This is a genomic window from Thioclava sp. F42-5, from assembly GCF_002213195.1.
In the GTDB taxonomy this organism is placed as follows: domain Bacteria; phylum Pseudomonadota; class Alphaproteobacteria; order Rhodobacterales; family Rhodobacteraceae; genus Thioclava; species Thioclava nitratireducens.
On the sequence record NZ_NBNZ01000001.1, the window covers coordinates 349695 to 372300 of the forward strand.

24 protein-coding genes are annotated in these 22606 nt (G+C 65.3%); 3 read left to right on the plus strand and 21 right to left on the minus strand.

Annotation, left to right across the window (positions count from 1 at the left end):
- Positions 1-21: 21 nt before the first annotated feature.
- From B6V74_RS01615 to B6V74_RS01700, 18 genes are all read right to left on the minus strand, one after another.
- Entirely contained in the window at positions 22-360 is a 339-nt protein-coding gene (locus B6V74_RS01615; RefSeq protein WP_075774479.1) for a hypothetical protein, read from the minus strand.
- Positions 351-728 carry a hypothetical protein gene (locus B6V74_RS01620; RefSeq protein ID WP_143597887.1) on the minus strand — a complete coding sequence of 126 codons (378 nt, stop codon included), beginning with the start codon at positions 726-728 and terminating at the stop codon, positions 351-353. The genes B6V74_RS01615 and B6V74_RS01620 overlap by 10 nt, the downstream gene beginning before the upstream one ends.
- Positions 729-733: 5 nt before the next feature.
- Positions 734-2029 (minus strand): NADH-quinone oxidoreductase subunit NuoF, encoded by a 1296-nt coding sequence (gene nuoF / locus B6V74_RS01625; RefSeq protein ID WP_075774477.1) that lies wholly within the window; start codon positions 2027-2029, stop codon positions 734-736.
- 10 nt (positions 2030-2039) lie between these two features.
- Positions 2040-2255: a DUF5337 family protein gene (locus tag B6V74_RS01630; RefSeq protein WP_088721780.1), complete on the minus strand. Its 216-nt coding sequence runs from the start codon at positions 2253-2255 to the stop codon at positions 2040-2042.
- 10 nt (positions 2256-2265) lie between these two features.
- Complete coding sequence (locus tag B6V74_RS01635) at positions 2266-3177, minus strand: hypothetical protein (RefSeq protein WP_088718901.1); 912 nt, start codon at positions 3175-3177, stop codon at positions 2266-2268.
- Between the two features lie 50 nt (positions 3178-3227).
- Complete coding sequence (locus tag B6V74_RS01640) at positions 3228-4463, minus strand: NADH-quinone oxidoreductase subunit E (RefSeq protein ID WP_088718902.1); 1236 nt, start codon at positions 4461-4463, stop codon at positions 3228-3230.
- The gene (locus tag B6V74_RS01645) at positions 4463-5707 is read right to left on the minus strand and encodes an NADH-quinone oxidoreductase subunit D (RefSeq protein WP_075774473.1); all 1245 of its coding nucleotides are present in this window, start codon (positions 5705-5707) and stop codon (positions 4463-4465) included. Before B6V74_RS01645 ends, B6V74_RS01640 begins: the two co-directional genes overlap by 1 nt.
- Positions 5704-6315 carry an NADH-quinone oxidoreductase subunit C gene (locus B6V74_RS01650; protein WP_088721781.1) on the minus strand — a complete coding sequence of 204 codons (612 nt, stop codon included), beginning with the start codon at positions 6313-6315 and terminating at the stop codon, positions 5704-5706. Before B6V74_RS01650 ends, B6V74_RS01645 begins: the two co-directional genes overlap by 4 nt.
- Positions 6316-6327: 12 nt before the next feature.
- Complete coding sequence (locus B6V74_RS01655) at positions 6328-6852, minus strand: NADH-quinone oxidoreductase subunit B (protein WP_075774728.1); 525 nt, start codon at positions 6850-6852, stop codon at positions 6328-6330.
- A complete protein-coding gene (locus tag B6V74_RS01660; RefSeq protein WP_075774471.1) occupies positions 6852-7217 on the minus strand; it encodes an NADH-quinone oxidoreductase subunit A in 366 nt (121 codons plus the stop codon). Before B6V74_RS01660 ends, B6V74_RS01655 begins: the two co-directional genes overlap by 1 nt.
- 297 nt (positions 7218-7514) lie before the next feature.
- Positions 7515-8297 (minus strand): crotonase/enoyl-CoA hydratase family protein, encoded by a 783-nt coding sequence (locus B6V74_RS01665; RefSeq protein WP_088721782.1) that lies wholly within the window; start codon positions 8295-8297, stop codon positions 7515-7517.
- Positions 8290-9153, minus strand: a complete 864-nt coding sequence (locus B6V74_RS01670; protein WP_088721783.1) for a hydroxymethylglutaryl-CoA lyase — start codon at positions 9151-9153, stop codon at positions 8290-8292. The genes B6V74_RS01665 and B6V74_RS01670 overlap by 8 nt, the downstream gene beginning before the upstream one ends.
- On the minus strand, positions 9146-9814 hold the full coding sequence (locus B6V74_RS01675; protein ID WP_088721784.1) for a glutathione S-transferase family protein: 669 nt from the start codon (positions 9812-9814) through the stop codon (positions 9146-9148). The genes B6V74_RS01670 and B6V74_RS01675 overlap by 8 nt, the downstream gene beginning before the upstream one ends.
- Positions 9811-11727 (minus strand): acetyl/propionyl/methylcrotonyl-CoA carboxylase subunit alpha, encoded by a 1917-nt coding sequence (locus B6V74_RS01680; RefSeq protein WP_088721785.1) that lies wholly within the window; start codon positions 11725-11727, stop codon positions 9811-9813. Before B6V74_RS01680 ends, B6V74_RS01675 begins: the two co-directional genes overlap by 4 nt.
- Positions 11728-11857: 130 nt before the next feature.
- Positions 11858-13462: a carboxyl transferase domain-containing protein gene (locus B6V74_RS01685; protein WP_088721786.1), complete on the minus strand. Its 1605-nt coding sequence runs from the start codon at positions 13460-13462 to the stop codon at positions 11858-11860.
- On the minus strand, positions 13459-13923 hold the full coding sequence (locus B6V74_RS01690) for a lysozyme inhibitor LprI family protein (RefSeq protein WP_158275119.1): 465 nt from the start codon (positions 13921-13923) through the stop codon (positions 13459-13461). Before B6V74_RS01690 ends, B6V74_RS01685 begins: the two co-directional genes overlap by 4 nt.
- A gap of 47 nt (positions 13924-13970) precedes the next feature.
- Complete coding sequence (locus B6V74_RS01695; RefSeq protein WP_088721787.1) at positions 13971-14477, minus strand: lysozyme inhibitor LprI family protein; 507 nt, start codon at positions 14475-14477, stop codon at positions 13971-13973.
- On the minus strand, positions 14477-15637 hold the full coding sequence (locus B6V74_RS01700; protein WP_088718909.1) for an isovaleryl-CoA dehydrogenase: 1161 nt from the start codon (positions 15635-15637) through the stop codon (positions 14477-14479). The genes B6V74_RS01695 and B6V74_RS01700 overlap by 1 nt, the downstream gene beginning before the upstream one ends.
- A 184-nt stretch (positions 15638-15821) precedes the next feature.
- Between B6V74_RS01700 and B6V74_RS01705 the strand changes: the two genes are divergently transcribed.
- Positions 15822-17063, plus strand: coding sequence for an FAD-dependent oxidoreductase (locus tag B6V74_RS01705; RefSeq protein ID WP_088721788.1), 1242 nt, complete (start codon positions 15822-15824; stop codon positions 17061-17063).
- Between the two features lie 25 nt (positions 17064-17088).
- Entirely contained in the window at positions 17089-18012 is a 924-nt protein-coding gene (locus tag B6V74_RS01710) for an ornithine cyclodeaminase (protein ID WP_088721789.1), read from the plus strand.
- A gap of 19 nt (positions 18013-18031) precedes the next feature.
- Here B6V74_RS01710 and B6V74_RS01715 read toward each other — a convergent pair whose 3' ends face one another.
- The 3 genes from B6V74_RS01715 to B6V74_RS01725 are packed head-to-tail and all read right to left on the minus strand — an operon-like array spanning position 18032 to position 21151.
- Complete coding sequence (locus B6V74_RS01715; protein ID WP_088721790.1) at positions 18032-19210, minus strand: aminotransferase class I/II-fold pyridoxal phosphate-dependent enzyme; 1179 nt, start codon at positions 19208-19210, stop codon at positions 18032-18034.
- Entirely contained in the window at positions 19210-20433 is a 1224-nt protein-coding gene (locus tag B6V74_RS01720) for a TCR/Tet family MFS transporter (protein ID WP_088721791.1), read from the minus strand. Before B6V74_RS01720 ends, B6V74_RS01715 begins: the two co-directional genes overlap by 1 nt.
- A 46-nt stretch (positions 20434-20479) precedes the next feature.
- Positions 20480-21151, minus strand: a complete 672-nt coding sequence (locus tag B6V74_RS01725; protein ID WP_088721792.1) for an HAD-IA family hydrolase — start codon at positions 21149-21151, stop codon at positions 20480-20482.
- Positions 21152-21258: 107 nt separating this feature from the next.
- On the opposite strand from B6V74_RS01725, the gene glmU reads away from it, so the two are divergent.
- Positions 21259-22605 (plus strand): bifunctional UDP-N-acetylglucosamine diphosphorylase/glucosamine-1-phosphate N-acetyltransferase GlmU, encoded by a 1347-nt coding sequence (gene glmU / locus B6V74_RS01730; RefSeq protein WP_075774457.1) that lies wholly within the window; start codon positions 21259-21261, stop codon positions 22603-22605.
- Position 22606: the final 1 nt, after the last annotated feature.

Sequence of the window (22606 nt, forward strand, 5' to 3'; positions counted from 1 at the left end):
TTGCCCCCGCGCGGGTTTATTTCACGCCGCGTTGCCGCAGCCCATCGGGAAGACCCAAGCGCCATCCCGGTAAGTATCATTGATCGACGAGGCCACGGCCCCGCCGCAGATGGCGTTCGCGGCCCGCTTGGCCTCGGCGCCCTCGTAGTTCGCAAAGGGCGCGGCCTGCCGCATCACGACCAGCGCGCCGCTCGCATCATAAGCCGCTGTGTAACCCTCAACCGCCGCCAGACGGCGCGGACCTTTGGAGGCCTCGTTACCGCCCGTCGTGCCCATGCAGCCGCCAAGCGCCAGCGCGCAGCCCGATATGATCACAGCCCGCATCATGCCGCCCTGTGCCGTGGTAGGGTTCAGTTCCATCTGAGCACCTCCGCGACGGTGCTGCGCCGCAATCCGCCCTGATCCCACAAGATATGCGCGTGATCGTCCTGATTGATCTGGATCGCAACGAGCGAGGGATTGCCCGGCGGAAGCAGCGCCCCGGTCGCGACCTCGAAAGAGCGGCCGTCCGGCTGGGCGCAGCGGAACACCACGTCTCCGGTATCGCCCTTGATCGTGTATTCGATCTCGCGCCCGGTCCGCAGCGAGACCTTGCCGGTGGTGTTGAACACCTGGCACGCCGTCCCCTTCGGGAAGAACCCGAAATCGACCGTCAGCTTCGCCGGCTCGGCGGCGGCACCGCCGGCGAGCGAAAGAAGGGTCAAACTGGCAAGGGACAGGCGTTTCACGATACTCACTCCGCAGCCATCGCGCCCATGCGGCCCGTCTTGCGGGCCTTGATGCGGTCTTCGATCTCTTCGCGGAAGTGACGGATCAGGCCCTGGATCGGCCAGGCGGCCGCGTCGCCGAGCGCGCAGATCGTGTGGCCTTCGACCTGTTTCGTCACATCGAACAGCATGTCGATCTCTTCGATCTCGGCTTCGCCGCGCACCAGACGGTCCATCACGCGCATCATCCAGCCGGTGCCTTCGCGGCAGGGCGTACACTGGCCGCAGCTCTCGTGCTTGAAGAACTTGGACAGGCGCCAGACCGCTTTGATCACGTCGGTGTTCTGATCCATGACGATCATGCAGGCGGTGCCGAAGCTGGATTTCAGCTCGCGCATGCCGTCATAGTCCATGATCGCGTCTTCGCATTGCTCGGCGGGCAGGATCGGGCAGGATGCGCCGCCCGGGATCACCGCCTTGAGGTTCTTCCAGCCGCCACGGACGCCGCCGCCATGCTTCTCGATCAGTTCCTTCATCGAGATCGACATGGTCTCTTCGATGACGCAGGGCGTGTTGACGTGGCCCGACATCGCAAACAGCTTCACGCCGGTGTTGTTCGGACGACCGAAGGAGGCATACCACTCCGCGCCGCGACGCAGGATGGTCGGGACAACGGCGATGGATTCCACGTTGTTCACCGTGGTCGGGCAACCGTAGAGGCCCGCGCCTGCCGGGAAAGGCGGCTTCATCCGGGGCATACCTTTCTTGCCTTCGAGGGACTCCAGCAGCGCCGTTTCCTCGCCGCAGATATAAGCGCCCGCGCCGTGCGACAGGTAGACGTCGTAATCATAGCCGGAGCCGCAGGCGTTCTTGCCGATCAGCCCGTCTTCATAGGCTTCGTCGATCGCGCGCTGCAGCGCCTCTTTCTCGCGCACATATTCGCCGCGGATGTAGATATACGCCGCCGCGGCGCCCATCGCGAAACCGGCGATCAGCGCGCCTTCGACCAGCGTATGCGGATCGTGGCGCATGATTTCGCGGTCCTTGCAGGTCGCGGGCTCGGATTCGTCGGCATTGATCGCGAGGAAGGCGGGACGCCCGTCGCTTTCCTTCGGCATGAAGGACCACTTGAGACCTGTCGGGAAGCCTGCCCCACCGCGCCCGCGCAGGCCGGAGGCCTTCACTTGCTCGATGATCCAATCCTTGCCTTTCGACAGGATCTCGCCAGTGCCGTCCCAATGCCCGCGCATCTTCGCGCCCTGCAGAGAGCGGTCATGCATCCCGTAGAGATTGGTGAAGATCCGGTCTTGATCCTTCAGCATATCGCTTCCCTCACTTGCCGGCTTTCCGGCGCCAGATGCGCCAGACGAGTGCCAGCGCGTAGATATAGGCGGCTATTGCCGCGAGATCGCCGATCAGCGCGACCTGCGCCGACCAGCCCTGTTGTCTTCCGATCCATTGCAGGAGGAGCCAGAGGATCGTGGCGACGGCGATGATAAGGGCGGCCCTACGCCCCAACGCCCTGTCGTGCTCGTCGATCTGGCTCATTCACCCCCGCTCAGTAATCGTTCGTCTTCGCCCGTTCGAGGAACGCATCCATGCCTTCCTCGACGATGATTTTCGCCTGGCTGACCCACTTGTCGCGGGTGCAGCGGCCCTTGAAACGCGGCACGTTCTGGTCCGCATAGGCAATCTCTTCGGGGCCCCATTTCGCGATTTGGTCGAAATGGTAAATGCCCCAGCCGTTCAGCGTCTCTTCAAGCTTCGGCCCGACGCCTTCGATCTTCTTGAGATCGTCGGCCCCAGCCTTGCGCGGCTGCTTGAGCCCGCGCGGCTTCTTGCCGGCGCCTTCGGCGGCCTCGGGTTGGCCCCCGGCACCGGCAGAGGACGTGTCCGCGACCTGCGCCGACATCGCGGAGAGCGGGGTCGCATCCTCGCTCTCGGGCTCCGGCGCGTCCGCTTTCGGCTCAGCTTCGGCCTCTGCCGCAGCCTCTTCCGCTGCAGGCTCAGCTTTCGGCTCTTCCGCCTCGGCTTCGTCCGTCGCGGGCTTGGTTGTCGGGCCGGGCTCGGGCCTGTCGGCCTCGGGCGTGGCCGCCTCGTCTTTCGGCGCGACCGCGTCGGCGCGCTCCACCTCGCGCTCGGCTACGGGCGTCGGAGACGCCGCCGCCGCCTGCGCCTGTGCGGCAACGCCTTCGGGAGACGACGCGTTGAAGCTCTCAACGGGGCTTTCGGGGATCTCGGAGCCCTCGTCCGAGGCCCCGGTGCCGTCCGCCTCGCCTTGAACCCCATGCTCGGAGCAGAACGCCCAGATCAGGAAGGCCCCGAACAGCAGGAAGGTCATCAGGCCAAGGAAGAGCGCCACGAAGAAGGGCTCATGCGCCACAACCATCAGGAAAACGGTGACCACGATCCCCGTAATACCTGCCCAGATACCTGCCTTGCCGCGGCACCCCTGTGTCTGATCACCCATTCCCGTCTCTCCATTCACGCCGCCTAACGGCGGTCTCTACCCTGTTGCGCTTACTCGTAAATGCCATCTTTCTTTGCGCGGGACGAGAATTCGGTCTCTGCCCCGCTGGCCAGTTTCTCTGCCTGACCTTTCCAGTCGTCGCGGCTCGCGCGACCCTTGAACCCTTCGAGATTTGCGTCGACCCATGCGAGTTCCGCATCGGACCAGGCCGCGATCTGGTCGAAGTGATAGATGCCCATCGAATGCAAGAGCGTCTCCAGCTTCGGCCCGACGCCCTTGATCATCTTCAGATCATCTGCCCCGCCGTCGCGCGGCGCATCGAGAAGCTTGGGCTGTTCACCCTCGGACACGGCGGTGTCGGCCTTCGCATCGGCTTCGGTGCCCACGGGCTCGCGCTTCGAGCGCGGAACGGACTTCGAGGTGGCGGGCGCCTCGGCCTCGGTCACGCCGGTCTTGTCCGCGGGCGTGCCCTTGGCAGGCTTGGCCTCGGTCTTCTTGGCCGCCTTGCGGGCCTCGTCCTGTTGCGCGGCGGAGCGCGGACGCTCCTGCCCCATCGTGCCGATCGGACCGCGCTGGCCGGAGCTTTGCCACGGCGCTTCCAGCGGCACCTCGGTGCCGTCGATGCGCTTGATGGTGTCGCCGATCGCGAGCGCACGGGCGACGGAATAGTTGTAGTCTTCCTTGTCACCCTTGGTCTCGGTGAGCGCGGTCAGACCCGACGCGGGCTCCGACGAGAAGCGACCGGTCTGCGAGCCGGGCTTCGGCACGGTGCCGTTGCCCATCTCGTCGATCAGCTTCGCGAGGCTCTCCTCGGTCAGATCTTCGTAGTAATCCTTGCCGACCTGCATCATCGGGGCGTTCGCGCAGGCGCCGAGGCATTCGACCTCTTCCCACGAGAACTTGCCGTCTTCCGAGAGCTGGAACGGCTCGGGGGCGATCTTCTCCTTGCAGACCTTCATCAGGTCTTCCGCGCCGCAGATCATGCACGACGTGGTGCCGCAAATCTGCAGGTGTGCGACCGAGCCGACCGGGGCCAGCTGGAACATGAAGTAGAAGGTCGCGACCTCGAGCGCCCGCATATAGGGCATGTCGAGCATCTCGGCCACGTATTCGATTGCCGGACGGCTCAGCCAGCCTTCCTGTTCCTGCGCGCGGAACAGCAGCGGGATGATCGCCGAGGCCTGACGGCCGACCGGGAACTTGGTCATCTGGGCCTTGGCCCATGCGAGGTTCTCGGGCGTGAACTCGAAACTATCGGGTTGTTCCGGGTAAAGACGGCGAAGCATTAGCGGTCAACCTCCCCGAACACGATATCCATCGTGCCGATGATTGCAGACACGTCGGCGAGCATGTGCCCCTTAGCGACGTGATCCATGGATTGCAGATGCAGGTAACCCGGAGCGCGGATCTTCGCGCGATACGGCTTGTTCGTGCCGTCGGCCACCAGATAGACGCCGAACTCGCCCTTCGGCGCTTCGACGGCGGCATAAACCTCGCCCGCGGGGACGTGGAAGCCTTCGGTATAAAGCTTGAAGTGGTGGATCAGCGCTTCCATCGAACGCTTCATCTCCGACCGCTTCGGCGGCGTCACCTTGCCGCGGGCAAGCACGTCGCCCTGATTTTCCGGCATCCGCAGTTTCTCGATCGCCTGCAGGACAATCTTGGTCGACTCGCGCATCTCGGCCATCCGGCAGAGGTAGCGGTCGTAGCAGTCGCCGTTCTTGCCGATCGGAATCTGGAAGTCGAACTCGTCATAGCATTCGTAGGGCTGCGCACGACGCAGATCCCATGCAAGGCCGGAGCCGCGCACCATCACGCCGGAATAGCCCCATTGCTGGATTTCTTCCTCGGAGATGACGCAGATATCGACGTTGCGCTGCTTGAAGATGCGGTTCTCGGTCAGCAGCCCTTCGATGTCGTCGAGCACTTTCGGGAAGTGATGCGCCCATTCCTCGATATCGTCGAGCAGCTTCGGCGGCAGATCCTGGTGCACGCCGCCGGGCCGGAAATAGGCCGAGTGCAGACGCGCGCCGCATGCCCGCTCGTAGAAGACCATCAGCTTCTCCCGCTCTTCGAAGCCCCAGAGCGGCGGCGTCAGCGCGCCGACATCCATCGCCTGCGTCGTAACGTTCAGCAGGTGGTTCAGGATGCGCCCGATTTCGGAATAGAGCACGCGGATCAGCGAGCCGCGACGCGGCACTTCCACGCCGGTCAGCTTCTCGATCGCCAAGCACCACGCATGTTCCTGGTTCATCGGCGCAACGTAGTCGAGCCGGTTGAAGTAAGGCAGGTTCTGCAGGTAGGTGCGGCTTTCCATCAGCTTCTCGGTGCCACGGTGCAGCAAGCCGATATGCGGGTCGGCGCGTTCCACCACCTCGCCGTCCAGCTCCAGCACCATGCGCAGCACACCGTGGGCGGCCGGGTGTTGGGGACCGAAGTTGATGTTGAAGTTGCGGATGCGCTGCTCGTCGGTCAGCGTGTCCTTCGAGCCGTCATCATAGACATTGTTGCGGATATCGCCGTCCATCATTTCGCCTCCTCGCCCTTCTCGTCACCGGGAAGGATGTATTTGGCCCCTTCCCATGGCGAGAGGAAATCGAACTGCCGGTATTCCTGCGTCAGTTTCACCGGCTCATAGACGACGCGCTTGAGCACTTCGTCGTAACGAACTTCGACATAGCCCGTCGTCGGGAAATCCTTGCGCAGCGGATGGCCGCGGAACCCGTAATCGGTCAGCAGACGGCGCAGGTCCGGGTGGCCCGAGAACAGGATACCGAACATGTCGAAGACCTCGCGCTCGAACCAATCGGCACAGGGGTGCAGCTGGGTGATCGAGGGCACCATGTCCTCTTCGCGGATCGCCGTTTTCACACGGATGCGCTGGTTGCGATACATCGAAAGGTAATGCCAGACGACATCGAAACGCTGCGGACGCTCGGGCCAGTCGATAGCCGTGATGTCTACGAGGTTCGTGAAGCGGCAATTCGGATCGTCGCGCAGGAACTCGGTGAAGGCGGGAACCGACTGGGTGGTGATCGTAACCGTCAGCTCGTCGAAGGCGATCTCGGTCGAGACCACGTCATCGGGGCGCTTCAGCTCGATATGGCCGGCCAGTTCGCGAAGGGCAGTATCGTCCATCTCTCGCTCTCCTCAGCGCACCAGCGTGCCGGTGCGGCGGATTTTGCGTTGCAGCTGAAGGATGCCGTAAAGCAGCGCCTCCGCCGTGGGCGGGCAGCCCGGAACGTAGATATCGACCGGCACGACGCGATCGCAGCCGCGCACCACCGAATAGCTGTAGTGATAATACCCACCGCCATTCGCGCAGGAGCCCATCGAGATCACGTAGCGCGGCTCGGGCATCTGGTCGTAGACCTTGCGCAGAGCGGGCGCCATCTTGTTGGTTAGGGTGCCGGCGACGATCATCAGGTCGGACTGGCGCGGCGAGGCGCGCGGCGCGGTGCCGAACCGCTCGAGGTCGTAGCGCGGCATCGAGACCTGCATCATTTCGACGGCGCAGCAGGCAAGGCCGAAGGTCATCCAATGCAGCGAGCCGTTGCGCGCCCAGTTGATGATGTCTTCCGTTGAGGTCAGCAGGAAGCCTTTGTCCTGCAGCTCCTTGTTCAGCGTCTGCGTCGCAACTTCGCGATCCGCACCTGCGGTATTGGCAGAGGTCATCACGCCCATTCCAGCGCCCCTTTCTTCCACTCATATGCGAATCCTACGGTGAGAACCGCGAGGAAGACCATCATTGACCAGAAACCGACCATGGAAATCTGGCCGAAGGCCACCGCCCAAGGGAACAGGAAGGCCACTTCGAGGTCGAAGATGATGAAGAGGATGGAAACGAGATAGAAACGAACGTCGAACTTCATCCGGGCATCGTCGAAGGCGTTGAAACCGCATTCATAGGCCGACACCTTCTCGGGGTCGGGATTGCGGACCGCCACCACCGCCGCTGCGAGCATGAGCACAAGGCCCAACACGATCGCCATGGCGAGAAAGATGAGGATGGGAAGATATTCGCGCAGCATGTCATGCATGGGCTTGGCTCCCTAACATCGCGACGACTTGTCGCGCAGGTTCTGGCTAGGCGAGCAATAGCCTTGCGCCCCATTGGGGTCAACCGAGAGCAGGCCGGAAAATCATGCAAATGCGGGCCGCGGGTGCTTTTTGCATACGAAGGTATGCGAAATCTGCGAGCTTGCAGAGCGGCTCAAAGCCTGCCCGCGTTGGACTGCGCCGCTTTTGTCGCGACGCAGTCTTTTGACAAACTTAATCAGAGTTTGAATTTTCGGAATATTTGCCTTGCGCGTGGTGGGGCGCTTCTTAAGGCCGCCTTAAGCTTTCCACGCCGGATCGCGCTTCTCGAAAAACGCGGTGATTCCTTCATCCGACTCGGCGGATTCCCAGCGAGTCACCAGCGCCTCGATCGTCATGTCGATCACGCTCTCGTCGATCCGCGGCCCCAGCGACCGGACCAAGGCCTTGGCCTCGCCCACCGCGCCCGGTGCGCAGGCGAGATAGGGCTCGGCCTCGGCCATCACGGCCCGCTCCAGCATCTCGGGCAGGACAACCTTGGCCAGCAACCCCAGATCACGCGCCTCGGCGGCCTCGAAGAGTCGCGCGGACATGAAAACGCGGCGCGCCCGCGCCTCGCCCATGCGCGCGACCACGTAAGGAGAGATCGTCGCGGGCGTCAGACCCAACCGCGTCTCGGTCAGGCCGAATTTCGCACCCTCGACGCCGATGGCCACGTCACAGACCGACATCATGCCGATCCCGCCGCCGAACGCATTGCCCTGCACCGCGCCGATCACCGGTTTCGGGCACGTGTTGAGCGCCTGCAGCATCCCCGCGAGCTTGCGCGCTGCCGCCGCGCGCTCTTTCGCGCCCGCCGCGATCTGACTCTGCATCCATTTCAGATCCCCGCCCGCGCAAAAGCTGCGGCCTTCAGCGGCGAGGATCACCACGCGCACGGCGTCATCGGTGCCAAGCTGGCCGATGGCCGCGGTGATCTCTTCCATCATCTGCTCGGAGAGCGCGTTATGCTTCTCCGAACGCGCCAGCGTGAGCCGCGCGATGCCACGCGGATCGGTCTCGGTCTTGATCGTGTCAAACATCGCCCTGCCCTTTCATTTTCTTAGCCATTGCGGCGGCCTCAGCCAGAACGGCCGAATCCAGCCCGGTCTCGTAGCCTAAAGCCCCGACTCGCGCCTGCACCGCCTCCGTCGCGACATTGCCCGCCGCGCCGGGCGCATAGGGGCATCCGCCCAAACCGCCGACGCAGGCATCGAACACCCGCAGGCCCATCTCCAGCGAGGCTTCGATATTCTCCAGCGCCCGCCCGGAAGTGTCGTGAAAATGCCCGGCGAGCTTTTCCGCCGGAACTTCGTTCAGCACCGCGCGCAGCATGGCCGTCACGCTCTCGGGTGTGCCCTGCCCGATCGTGTCGCCGAGGCTGATCTCGTAGCAGCCCATGTCGCGCAGCTGCGCTGCGACGCGGGCGACATTCTCCGGCGGCGTCTTTCCGTCGAAGGGACAATCGGTGACGACGGAGATGTAGCCACGGACTTTCACATTATCGGCTTTTGCGGCCTCCATGATCGGCAAGAACCGCTCCAGACTTTCACTGATCGAACAATTGAGGTTCGCGCGCGAGAAGCCCTCGGAGGCAGAGGCGAAGATCGCCACCTCATCGGCCCTGGCCGCTTTCGCTGCCTCATAACCTTTCATGTTCGGCGTCAGCGCGGCGTAGGAAACGCCCGGTCGGCGCGCGATCCCGGCGAAGACCTCTGCCGAGTCGGCCATTTGCGGCACCCATTTCGGGCTGACGAAAGACCCTACTTCGATCCGACGGAACCCGGCCCGGCTCAGGCAATCGACCAGCGCGATCTTGTCGGAAAGCGCGATCTGGCGCTTTTCGTTCTGCAGCCCGTCACGCGGGGCCATCTCGAAGATTTCGACACTCTCAGTCATGGGTTTGCTCCATCGGGGGCAGCTCGTAGAAATCCTGCGCATACATGCTCGCACCGCCCTTCTCTACCGCGCGCTGATAGGCAGGCCGCGCCTCGATCCGGTCGCGATAGGCGGAGATGTTCGGGAAGCCCTCGCGCGGCACGAAGCGGAACATCGCGTCGATATTGAACCCCATCATGCAATCGGCCGCCGAGAACGTCCCGATCATCCAATCGCGCCCGACCAGATGCGCCTCCAGCGCCTTCATCGTGACGCCAAGCCGCTTCGTCTCGAGCGCCATCATCGCGGGCGAGCGCGCCTCGGGCGGGCGCAGGAAGATGTGTTGAATGTTAAGGCTTTGCAGGATGTTGCCCTGCGTCTCCGCGAAATGCACCCATTCGAGGAAATCCGCGCGAGTGGGTTCGCCCGTGACCGGCGCAAGCCCTGCCTCGGGCCGCGTCTCGGTAAGGTATTCGACGATCGCGCCGCTCTCGAAGATCGAGCGCCCGTCGACCTCCAGCGCCGGGATGCGCCCCGCAGGCGAGAGTTCGCGAAACTCGGGACTGCGCAGCGAACCATCCGTGAGCGACCATGTCTGAAGCTCGTAGTCGAGCCCCATCTCTTCCAGCAGCCACAGCACCCGCATCGAACGCGCGCCGGGGATGTGATGCAGTCGGATCATGCCTCGTCCTCCAGCCGGATCAGCGCGGCGCCCGCTTCGACCTGTGCGCCTTCGGCGACCAGAACCTCGGCCACGACACCGTCGCGGGCTGCGCGCATCGTGTGTTCCATCTTCATCGCTTCCATGATGGCGAGCCGGTCGCCCGCCGCCACGGTGTCGCCGGCAGAGACGAAGACCGCCTTCACCAGCCCCGGCATCGGCGCCAGCGTCAGATCGGAGGCGTCGGCATCCGCGCCGCGCGCCAGCGGATCAGGAATGTCGAAACGATGCGCACCATGCAGGAAGATCGTGATCGTCCCGTCCGACTGCGCCATCCGCGCGCCGGTCTTAGCGCCGTTCACCCGCCAGCCATCCTCGGCCAGCTCGCACGCATGGGCCTCCTCGCCCAGCTCGACCGTGACTTGGCCCGGCCCGTGCACTCGGATCGCGGCCTCTTCCTCGAAAGGCACGGCGCGGCGCGGCGACTGCCAGAGGCTGAAGCCGCTCGCCTCGCCGTCCCAAAGCCCGGCAGCGGCGATCACGGCCAGCGCCTTCGCGGCAACCGGCGTCTCGGTCGGCGCGGCGAGCGCGTCGATCTCGCGCCCGATCAGGCCGGTATCGACCTCGCCCCGAGCGAAACCCTCGTGCCGCGCGAGCCGCGCGAGGAAGGCGAGGTTCGTCACCGTGCCCGCGACTTCCGTCTCTTCCAGCGCTCGCGCGAGTTGCCCCAGCGCGGTCGCCCGCGTCGGCCCGTGGGTGATGACCTTCGCGATCATCGGGTCGTACCACGGGCTGATCGTGTCGCCCGTACGCACCCCGGTATCAGCGCGACATCCATCGGCGAAACGCAGATGCGATAGCGTCCCCGTCGCGGGCAGGAAGCCTGCAGGCACGTCTTCGGCATAAAGACGCGCCTCGAACGCATGGCCGGTGATCGTCAGATCGCCTTGCGCGCAGGGCAGCGGCTCGCCCGAGGCCACTCGCAATTGCCATTCGACCAGATCGACGCCGGTGATCGCCTCGGTCACGGGATGCTCGACCTGCAGACGAGTGTTCATCTCCATGAACCAGAACCGATCCGGGCGCAGACCGTCCGAGCCGTCCACGATGAACTCCACCGTGCCCGCACCCTTGTAGCCGATGGCCTCGGCGGCGCGCGTCGCCGCCTGCCCCATCGCCTCGCGCATCTCGGGCGTCATGCCCGGCGCGGGGGCTTCCTCGATCACCTTCTGGTGGCGGCGCTGGAGCGAGCAGTCGCGCTCGAACAGATGCACCGCTTTATCACCATCGCCGAATACCTGCACCTCGATATGGCGCGGCGAGCCGATGAATTTCTCGATCAGCACGGCGGGGTTGCCGAAGGCGGTCTGCGCCTCTCCCTGCGCGGAAGCCAGTGCATCCGCGAAGTCGGACGGCGCCTCGACCAGCCGCATCCCCTTGCCGCCGCCGCCCGCGACCGCCTTGATCAGCACCGGGTAGCCGATCGTGTCAGCCGCGCCCGCGAGATGCTCGGGGTCCTGATTGTCGCCGTGATAGCCCGGCACGACAGGCACGCCCGCCTTTTCCATCAGCGCCTTGGCCGCGTCCTTGAGCCCCATCGCGCGGATCGCCTTGGCCGAGGGGCCGATGAAAACCAGCCCCGCCGCCTCGACGGCGTCGACGAAATCTGGGTTCTCCGAGAGGAACCCGTAGCCCGGATGGATCGCCTGCGCGCCGGTCTGTTTGGCGGCCTCGATGATCGCATCACCGCGCAGATAGCTGTCTTTGGGCGCGGGGCCGCCAATGGCCACCGCCTCATCGGCCATCGCCACATGGCGCGCCTCGCTGTCGGCCTCGGAATAGACGGCTACGGTCGCCACGCCCAGTTTGCGTGCAGTCTCGATCACGCGACAGGCGATCTCCCCGCGATTGGCGATCAGGATCTTGGAAAACATGTCGGTCTCCCCTTTGAGAGCGTCGGAGGGGGCGCTGCCCCCGCTCCTGCGGAGCCCCCCGGGATATTTCGGCCAAGTCGAAGATTTGCGTTTCGCCTTGGTCCAAATATCCCCGCCGGAGGCATGAAAGTTACATCCGGAACAGGCCGAAGCGGGTCGGCTCGATCGGGGCGTTCAGCGCGGCGGAGAGCGAGAGCGCCAGCACGTCGCGCGATTTGCGCGGGTCGATGATGCCGTCGTCCCAAAGCCGCGCCGAGGCGTAGAGCGGGTGCGACTGGCGCTCGAACATCTCGATGGTGGGGCGCTTGAACTCGGCCTCTTCTTCGGCCGACCACTGGCCACCCTTGCGCTCGATCCCGTCGCGTTTGACGGTGGCGAGCACGCCCGCCGCCTGTTCGCCGCCCATCACGGAGATTCGCGAGTTGGGCCAGGTCCAGAGGAAGCGCGGGGAATAGGCGCGCCCCGCCATACCGTAATTGCCCGCCCCGAAGGAGCCGCCGACCAGCATGGTGATTTTCGGCACCGAGGTGGTGGCGACGGCGGTGACCATCTTCGCGCCGTGACGCGCGATGCCTTCGTTTTCATATTTCCGCCCGACCATGAAGCCGGTGATGTTTTGCAGGAAGACCAGCGGGATCGAGCGTTGCGAGCAGAGTTCGATGAAATGCGCAGCCTTCTGGGCGGCTTCCGAGAACAGCACGCCGTTATTCGCGACGATGCCGACGGGGCAGCCTTTGACATGAGCGAAGCCGGTGACGATCGTCTCGCCGAAGCGCGGTTTGAACTCGTCGAAGCGCGATCCGTCCACGAGGCGCGCGATGACTTCGCGGATATCATAGGGGGTGCGCAGGTCTGCCGGGACCACGCCGAGGATTTCCTCGGGATCGTAGGCAGGCTCCTCGGGCGATTGCCAATTCACCGTCGAAGGTTTCGTGTAGTTGAGATTGCCGACCGCGCGGCGCGCCAGCGCCAGCGCATGGGCGTCGTCTTCGGCCAGATAATCGGCCACGCCCGAGAGCCGCGTATGCACATCGCCGCCGCCGAGGTCTTCGGCGGTGACCACCTCCCCCGTCGCCGCTTTCACCAGAGGCGGCCCGGCGAGGAAGATCGTGCCCTGCTCTTTCACGATGATCGTCACATCAGACATCGCGGGCACATAGGCACCACCTGCCGTGCAGGACCCCATCACCACCGCGATCTGGGCGATGCCCTTCGCCGACATCCGCGCCTGATTGTAGAAGATGCGCCCGAAATGGTCGCGATCGGGGAAGACCTCGTCCTGATTGGGCAGGTTCGCGCCGCCCGAGTCGACGAGGTAGATGCAGGGGAGATGGTTTTCCTCGGCTATCTCCTGTGCGCGCAGGTGCTTCTTCACCGTCAGCGGGTAATAGGTGCCGCCCTTCACGGTGGCGTCGTTGGCGACCACCATGACTTCCTGGCCCTGCACCCGGCCGATCCCGGCGATCACGCCCGCACAGGGAGCCGCGTTGCCATACATGTCATGCGCCGCCGTCGCGCCGATTTCCAGAAACGGCGAGCCGGGATCCAAGAGCCCCGCCACCCGTTCGCGCGGCGCCATCTTGCCGCGCGACAGGTGCCGTTCCAGCGCGGCGGGACCACCGCCTGCCGCCGCCTGTGCGGCGGCCGCTTCGATCTGCGACAGCGCGTCGAGATGCGCCTTGCGATTGGCCTGAAAGTCCTCCGACGAGGTCAGGGCCTGCGATACCAGTTTCATTCCATCCTCCCCAAATCGCGCAGTTCCAGCGCGCGTTGCGCCGTACGCTCGAGGTAGCATTGCGACGCCACGACCGTGCGGATCGTGCCGTCCTTCCAAATCTCGTAGAGCAGCCCGCAATCGGCGTCGCGATACTGCCCCCACGCGCTTTGCGCATCGAGAAGCATGTTGGCGAGGTCGGTGCCCCCCTGCTCCAGCAGACGGGCGCGCGCCGCCTTGTATTGCGACTTCGCGATATCGTCCCAGACCTGCGCCTCGCCCTGAAGACACGCCGAAATACCCAGAGTCGTATCGCCGCCCGGCTCATCCTGACAGGCTGCAGCCGCCTCGCCGATACAGGCGGGATGGGTGTCCTTCGCCCCGTCAAAACAGGCGCGCACCGCGTTCGGGTCAACGCTCGGTTCCTGCGCCAAGGCGGGGGACGCGAGCATCAGGCCGCCCAGCAACCATGCCAATTTCATCGCGCGTTTCCTTTTCTCAGAGCGCCCGTGAAGGCGGAGTGTCCGTGTCATGGGCGCGCCTCGCCAGCCAGCAGCCCGGCCCAACTCTGCAATTCGAGCGCATGTTCGGCGGTCTTGCGCATCAGGCAGCCTGCCTCCTCCGCCTCTGCGCCCTCGCTCTGCAGCGCGGCCCCATAGGCGCAGGCGCCATCGCGGTAGCGCGCCCAGGCAGCTTCCGCCTCGCCCAGCTGCGCGCCTTGCAATCCGGACGGAGACTTGCCCGCCGCGATCTTCGCCGCGTCGCTGGCCGCTGCCGCCCGCCGCAAGCTGTCGAGGGCCGTCGCCGCCCGGTCGGACCAGAGGGCGCGCTCGGCGTCATAGCAGGCGCGGCGGTCCTGGACGCTCGCAGCGTCACCGATGCATTGCTCCGCCGCTTTGCCGATGCAGGACGCAGGGTCGTCAGCGCCCGAAAGGCAGCTCTCCAAAGCGGCCGGATCGAAATCCGCCCCTGCCCCTTGGGCCTGCGCCGCCAAAGGCGCCGCAAGCCCGATCAGGAGGAGAGCGCCGGCGCGCATCACGCGGCTCCCATGATCTCGCGACCGATGAGCATCCGGCGGATTTCCGAGGTGCCCGCGCCGATCTCCATCAACTTCGCGTCCCGGAACAGGCGCGAGACGTTGGAGTCGTTGAGGAACCCGGCGCCGCCAAGCGCTTGCACCGCCTGATGCGCCTGCACCATCGCCTGCTCGGAGGCGTAAAGCACGGTCGCCGCAGCATCCTGACGGGTCACGGCGCCGCGATCACAGGCTTTCGCGACCTCGTAGGTATAGGCGCGCGCGGTGTTCATCGCGACATACATATCGGCGATCTTGCCCTGCATGAGCTGGAAATTCCCGATCGGCTGGCCGAACTGCTCGCGCTCCTTGCAATAGGGCACGACCTCGTCGAGGCAGGCCATCATGATGCCGGTGCCGATGCCGGAAAGCACCACGCGCTCGTAATCGAGACCCGACATCAGAACGCGCACCCCACGCCCCTCTTCGCCCAGCACATTCTCGAAGGGCACCTCGCAATCCTCGAAGAACAGCTGTGCCGTGTTCGAGCCGCGCATGCCGAGCTTGTCAAAATGCTTGGAGGTGGAGAAGCCCTTGAAATCCTTCTCGACGATGAAGGCGGTGATGCCCTTGGAGCCAGCTTCCGGGTCGGTCTTGGCATAGACCACGAGCGTGTCGGCATCGGGCCCGTTGGTGATCCAGTATTTATGGCCATTCAGGACGTAATAGCCGTTGCGCTTCTCGGCCTTTAGCTTCATGCCCACCACGTCCGAGCCCGCGCCGGATTCCGACATCGCGAGCGCGCCGACCGACTGTCCCGAGATCAGTCCGGGCAGATATTTCTTCTTCTGCTCGTCCGAACCGTTCAGCTTGATCTGGTTCACGCAGAGATTGGAATGCGCGCCGTAGCTGAGCGCGATCGAGGCCGAGGCCCGCGCGATTTCCTCGGTGGCCACGACATGAGCGAGATAGCCCATCCCGGCCCCGCCGAATTCTTCAGACACGGTGATCCCGAGCAGGCCAAGCTCGCCCATCTCGGTCCAAAGCTCGTTCGGAAACTCATTGTCCAGATCAGTTTTGGCCGCGATCGGGGCCACGCGCTCGGACGCCCAACGGCGCACCATATCGCGCAGTGCGGCGATATCCTCGCCCAGATCGAACTCCATCGAACCTGCGAACATCGGATCTCCTCCCCCGGTTTATTGAACGCACGTTCATTTATGCGCAATTGTCGAGTCGGGTCAAGAGCCGTGGCCCCGGCCCCGGGCAAACGACGTAGCGGCACGAACCCGCGGCGCAGGGGCTGGTAAGGCGCGGCGATTGCCGCCACAAAGAGGCTTGGGACATGGAAACACGGGAGCGGAGATGGGGCAGCCACGTCATATCGTGATCGGAGCGGGCATCGTCGGCATGATGACCGCATGGGCGCTGGCGCGGCGCGGGCTGCCGGTGACGGTGATCGACCGCCTGCCCGGCCCCGCGGAGCTGTGTTCGCGCGCGAATGCCGGGATCGTCTCGATCGGCCATTCGAGCGCATGGGCGGGGCCGGATGCCTTGCCGCAGCTGCTGCGCGCGATGGCCGGGCGCAATCCCGGTGTGAAGCTGACCGCGCCGTTCGATCCGGCGCTTTGGCGTTGGGGGACGCGCTTCCTGCTCAACTGCACAGGCGCCGCGCAGGCCCGGAACACCGCGCGGATGATGCGGCTGGCCGAGACCGCGCGCGCCGCCCTGCCCGAGATGGCGCAGGAGTTGGAGCTGGACGCACTTATCCGCTTCGAGGGCGGACTCTATCTTTATAATGCGACGAATGAGATCGACGCCCATGACGACGGGCGGTTGACACGGATCGACCCGGACTGGCTGGCCGAGAACGATCCGCTGCTCGCCAGGGCGGGTTTTGAGGGCGGGTTCCTCTCGCCGATGGATGCCGCGGGCAATTGCCACGAGGTGACCCGCGCCGCCGCCAAAGCGCTTTCCGCCAAGCACGGTGTCCAGTTTCGCTACAACAGCGCGGTGACCGGGTTCAGCCATGCCCATGGCAAGATCACCGGGGTCAACCTCGCCGACGAGACGCTGCCTGCGGCGCAAGTGATCCTCGCCGCCGGGGTAGAGACGCCCGATCTGGCCCGGCCTCTGGGCTTTGCGCCGGATATCTACCCGGTGAAGGGGTATTCTGGGACATGGGAAGTGCGCGACCAGAGCCGCCTGCCCCGCCACCCCTATATCGACGAGGCCGCGATGCTGGCCGTGGCGTCTTATGGCGGGGTGTTGCGGGTGACCGCGATCGCCGAATTCGCCGGGCGCGACCGGACGCTGCGCGAGGATCGCACCAAGGTGCTGACCGATTACGTCGCCGCACGCTTCGGCGATGCGGTGAGCGATGCGCCGCCCGTTCTCTGGACCGGGCTGCGGCCCTCGACCCCGCATGGCCCGCCCTTCCTTGGCCGGGTGAAGGCTTACGACAACCTGTGGGTCAATGCGGGCCACGGGCAGTTGGGCTGGACGCTTTCGGCGGGCTGCGGCGCGCTTCTGGCCGATGCGATCACCGGTGCCGCCAACGGCCCGCGCGAGGTGTCGGCCCCGGCGCGCTGGCTGATGCCTCTGTGACGCCCGAAACAATGAAGGAGACGACATGAGCCCGAAGATCATCCCCTATGACATCGCGGAAAAGCTCGACTGGCCCGGCGCGATAGCTGCATTGCGCGCGGGCCATACGCGCCCGAAGGCGGAGTTGGGCGATACGTTTCTCGGACCCTCGGATGCGGTGCTGCTCAGCCGCGCGGCTTACATTCCGGGGCTGGGTTACGGGGTGAAATCCTTCACCGTGTGCGATGGTAACGCGCAGGCGGGGCTGCCCACGGTGCAAGGCGCGATGGTGGTGTTCGAGCCCGAGCATGGCCAGCCCACCGCGATCGTCGATTGCCCGCTGGTGACCGAGTTCAAGACGGCTGCCGATTCCGTTCTGGGCGCGCAACTTCTGGCCCGCCCGGACAGCCGCCGACTGCTGATCGTGGGCGGGGGCCGGGTCGCTCGCTCGCTGATCGCGGCCTATGCGGCGGGCTTTCCGGGGCTGACGGAGATCACGCTCTGGACGCGCCGCCCCGAGCAGGCGCAGGAGCTGGCTGCTGGGCCTGCCCCCGAGGGCGTCACGCTGCGTGCGGTGAGCGAACTGGCCGACGCTGTGGCCAAGGCCGATATCGTCAGCAGCGCCACGATGGCGCGCGCGCCGGTCCTGAAGGGCGAATGGGTCAAGCCCGGCACCCATGTCGATCTGATCGGGGCCTACAAGGCCGATATGCGCGAGGCCGACGATGCGCTGATCTCGACGGCGAGCCTCTTCGTCGACAGTCGCGACACCACATTGGGCCATATTGGCGAGCTGCTGATCCCGATCCGCGAAGGGGTGATCACGCCCGAGGCGGTGAAGGCCGATCTCTACGACCTGATCGGCGGCGCACGCGGGCGGGAAAGCGCCGAGGAGATCACGCTCTACAAGAATGGCGGTGGCGCGCATCTCGATCTGATGATCGCCGACTGGATCTCGCGCGCAGGCTGAGTGTCAGCGCTCCACCTCTTCAAACCTCGGCCTCTTCGCGCAGGATGCGGGCGATCTGGGCGGCATCGTCCGTCGAGAAAGTCAGCGGCAGGCGCAGGTCAAGCAGCGTCGCCAGCACCGCATCGGTGCGCGGCAGGTTCTGCGCTTCGGCGTAGCGCCAGCTGTCATGACGCGAGGTGAACCCTACGGGCTCATCCGCGCCGAACCATTTCAGCTCAACCCCGCGGGCCGCAGCCCGGGCGACGAAATCCAGCATCTCGGGGGCGGAGCGCCCCGGCAGGCGGAACTGGAAGGACGAGCCGACATAGCTCTCGGCCTCGGGGCGTTCGATCAGCGCCACACCCTCTGCCCCGGCAAGCCCGGCCTCGATTTCTCGGTACAGCGCATTCCAGCGCGCCACCCGATCCGCCAACGTCGGCAGCTGCGGGCGCAGGATCGCGGCGCGCAGATTGTCCATTCGGCCCGAGACATTGGGCGTGTCGTATTTCAGCCCCTCGAACACCTCCGGCCGCGGCGCGGCGCGGTGCCGCTCATAGAGCATGTAGCTGCCCGACAGCAGGATCATCCGCGCCGCCAGTTCCGCGTCGTCGGTTACGATCAGACCGCCCTCGCCCGAATTCATGTGCTTGTAGGTCTGGGTCGAATAGCACCCGATCGCGCCATGCCGCCCCGAGGGGACACCGCCCCAAGCCGCCCCCATCGTATGGGCGCAATCCTCGATCACCGTCAGATCATGGGTGCGCGCGATCTCCATCAGCGCATCCATGTCGCAGATATGGCCGCGCATATGGGAAAGCATCAGCACTCGTGCCTGCGGGGCTTTCGCCGCCAGATCGTCAAGGTCGATGGTCAATTGGTCGGTGACCTCGACCAGCACGGGCTTGCCGCCGACCGCCGCGATGGCGCCGGGCACGGGCGCAAGCGTGAAGGCATTGGTCAGCACCGGATCGCCCGGACCGACGCCCACGGCGCGCAGTGCACAGCCCAAGGCATAGCCGCCCGAGGCCACCGCAAGGCAATAGGGCGCACCGGTCAGCCCCGCGAATTCCTCCTCCAGCAACGCCACCTCGCCCGGTTCACCCGGCACCGTATTGTAGCGATGCAGACGTCCCGAGCGCATCACCTCGACGGCACGTTCGATCGCCTCCTCCGGGATCGGCTCCTGCTGGGTGAAATTGCCGTTGAAGACCTCGGACATCACTCGACCTTTCTTGCACGCACGAACAGCGCCAACGCCGCCAGCAGGATTACGGAGGCCACGTAAAAGGCCATGTCCGGCGTGCGGATCGGGGCGTTCTCGGCGAGGAATATCCCGAACACTTGGGTGAAGAACAAGGTACCCGCCAGCATCGCGAGGTTCATCAGCGCGGAAATGCCACCCTGCAGCGCGCCCTGCGCATCCTCGGGCACCGCGTTGGACATCAGCGAGGCGATCATCGGGTGCACCAGCCCCTCGATCCCGGTGATCAAGAGGACGATCAGTACCATCACCAGCGAGGTCGACAGCCCCAGCGCAATGGTCATGCCGATCCCGACGATGAGCCCGATCGCCGCCACCCGCGCCTCGCCCAGTCGGGACGCAAGCGGCCCCGCGAGCCCGCCCTGAAAAATCGCCGCGACGACCCCATAGCCTGCGAGTGTCAGCCCCACCATTCCCTCGGACCAGCCGAATTTCGCCATCCCCCAATAGGGCCAGATCGCGGGATAGACCGCCGAGGCGAACAGATAGACGCCAAGGGCAGTGCCCATAGGCAGCACGCCCGGATACCGCGCGAAGACTTTCAGCGTGCCCAGCGGATTGCAGGCGCGCCAGTTCACCGGACGGCGCAAGCCCTGCGGCAGACTTTCAGGCAGCACGATCAGCCCGTAGATCAGGTTCAGCCCCGAGAGCGCGGCGGCGACGAAGAAGGGAATGCGCGGGCCAAGCTCGCCCAGAAATCCGCCAAGCGCGGGCCCCGCGATGAAGCCGAAGCCGAAGGCCGCGCCGATCAGTCCGAAGGCGCGGGCACGCTCGGCCGGCGGGGTGATATCGGCGAGATAGGCGTTCGCGATGACGTAGGACGCGCCGCAGATGCCAGCGACGATCCGGCCCACGAAGAGCCAGAGCAGCGTCGGCGCGAAGGCGTGAAACAGGTAATCGACACCCAGTCCGCCGATCGCAAGCAAGAGGAGCGGACGCCGCCCGAAGCGATCCGAAAGGTTGCCCATCAGCGGCGCGAACAGGAATTGCGCGAGGCTGAAGGCCGCGAACATCCAGCCCCCGATCCGGCTCGCCTGCGCCAGATCGACGTGGCCCACATCCGCGATCAGCGAGGGCAGCACGGGAATGATCAGGCCGAACCCCACCATGTCGAGAAACACCGCGATCAGAACGAAGGCGGTGGCGTGAAAGCGCGAAGGACCGATGGGCGCTGCGGTCATGGCTGTTGAAGGGGCCTTCCGGGGCGGCACAGCCCCGCCGCGCCCCTCATCCGAGCATCCGCGCCACGAGCGCGGGCAGATCGTCGAAATGGTCGAGCATCGCCTCGGGCGCGAGACGCTCGATGCCACGCCCCTCGGGCCCGAAGGTCACGAGAACGCAGGGCACACCGACGGCACGAGCGGTCTCGCGATCGGTATTGGTGTCGCCCACCAGCAGAGAGGTCTCGACCTTACCACCCGCACCCTCGACGGCGGCGAGATATGGGTCGGGTGAAGGTTTGCGCAGCGGCAGCGTATCGGCACCGATCAGCGCATCGAAGAGACCGGTGACGCCGAGCCGCTCGAGCAGCACACGTGCGAGACCTTCGGGCTTGTTGGTGCAGACAGCCGTGGCAAAACCCTGATCACGCAGCGTTTTCACGGCCGCTTCAGCCCCGGGATAAAGCTGCGTATGCCGGTCGATATTCTCACCGTAATGCGCGAGTAGCGGGTAATAGTCGGCCTCGACCAAGGCTGCGATCTCGCTCTCCGCCAAGCCCAGTCGGCCATAGCCCGCCTTGAGCATCGCGCGGCCACCGTGGAAGGCGATCAGCGCGTCGCCCGCGGGATCGAGAAGCGGCGCGTGGCCGCGCGCCGTGAAGCAGGAGTTGGCCGCCGCGATCAGATCGGCGGAGGTGTCGGCCAAAGTCCCGTCGAGGTCGAAAACCACCGTGCGCATTGCCCATTGCTCCTTCCGTAACACCGCGAAAGGAAGCGTGAAGACGCACCACTTGCGGCAAGCAAGCCAATGGTTAAAACGGGGCCGAGCAGAAGAAAAGGTATCTCATGGCGATTGCATTGATCACCCTCGCGGCGGGCCAGGGCACCCGAATGAACTCCGACCTGCCGAAGGTGCTGCATCAGGTGGGCCGCGCGCCGCTTGTGGCCCATGCGCTGGCCGCCGGACGGGCACTCGAACCCGAGACCGTGATCGTCGTCGCAGGTCACGGTGCCGAGAAGGTGAAGAAAGCCGTCGCAAAGATTGATCCCGAGGCACAGATCGTGCTGCAGGAAGAGCAGCTCGGCACCGGCCATGCGGTGGCGCAGGCCCTGCCTGCGCTCGACGGGTTCGACGGCCGCGTAATCGTGCTTTACGGCGACACGCCCTTCATCCGCCCCGAGACGCTGGAGCGGCTCGCGGCGTCCGAGGCAGCGGTGACCGTGCTGGGCTTCGAGGCCGCCGATCCGGGCCGATACGGGCGCTTGGTGGCGCAAGGCGACACGCTGGACCGGATCGTGGAATTCAAGGATGCCACGGATGAAGAACGCGCCATATCCCTCTGCAACTCTGGCGTTATCGCCTGTGACGCGGTGCTTCTGACCGAGCTCGTCGCGGGGCTGTCGAACGAGAACGCTTCGGGGGAATACTACCTCACCGACATCGTCGAAGCCGCACGCAAGAAAGGTCTCTCGGCCAAGGTCGTGACCTGTGATGAAGCCGAGACGCTGGGCATCAACACCCGCGCCGAACTCGCCCGCGCCGAGGCCCTCTTCCAGGAACGGATGCGCGCCGAGGCGATGGAAAACGGCGTGACCATGGTGGAGCCCGCCAGCGTCTGGTTCGCGCTCGACACCTATATCAGCCGCGATGTCGTGCTGGGACCGAATGTCGTGTTCGGCCCCGATGTCACCATCGAATCCGGTGCGGTGATCGAGGCCTTCTGCCATCTCGAAGGCTGCCACATCTCGCGTGGCGCCACCGTCGGTCCCTTCGCCCGCCTGCGCCCCGGCGCGGAGCTCGCCGAGGACGTGCACATCGGCAACTTCGTCGAGGTGAAGAACGCGATCCTCGCCGAAGGTGTGAAAGTCGGCCATCTGACCTATCTGGGCGATGCCGATATCGGTGAACATACGAATATCGGCGCGGGCACGGTGACCTGCAATTACGACGGGGTGATGAAGCATCGCACGACTATCGGCGCGAACGCCTTCATCGGCTCCGACACGATGTTGGTGGCCCCGGTGACGGTGGGCGACGGCGCGCTGACGGGCTCGGGATCGGTAATCTCGAAGGACGTCCCGGCCGAGGCGATCGCGATCGAGCGCTCCGAGCAGGTGAACCGCCCGGGCCTCGCCACGAAACTCTTTGCGAAGCTGCGCGCGGAGAAAGCGCGCCGCATGAAGAAAGATTGAT